The sequence below is a fragment of the Brevibacterium sp. SIMBA_078 genome, from assembly GCF_046534565.1.
In the GTDB taxonomy this organism is placed as follows: Bacteria; Actinomycetota; Actinomycetes; order Actinomycetales; family Brevibacteriaceae; genus Brevibacterium.
Genome location: NZ_JAWRYQ010000597.1, coordinates 1 through 235, shown reverse-complemented (window position 1 = coordinate 235; position 235 = coordinate 1). Strand labels below are relative to the sequence as shown.

Here is a 235-nt window from a genome sequence, read left to right as displayed (position 1 = left end):
AAAGAAGAGATCGTGGTGATAAAGTCATCAAATGTATCTTCTTCAAGCGTTTTTTTGAGATCGAGATTACTATGAACATCAATTGAGATGTAATTATCTCTTTCATCCAATTCTTCTTGGGGAGCTAGCGGATAATCGTGAGTCGTTGCTTTTCTATTTAAATCTGTAATGGAGAAATAAATAATGATTTCTTTTTTATCGAGAAATTCATACTCCCATAATTCTGCATCTCTTA

Annotated in this window: 1 protein-coding gene; it reads right to left on the bottom strand. The window is 32.3% G+C overall.

The features are described 5' to 3' along the window. Positions 1–235 (bottom strand): hypothetical protein (locus SB749_RS20930; protein WP_410712011.1); only part of this gene is annotated, 235 nt, incomplete at both ends.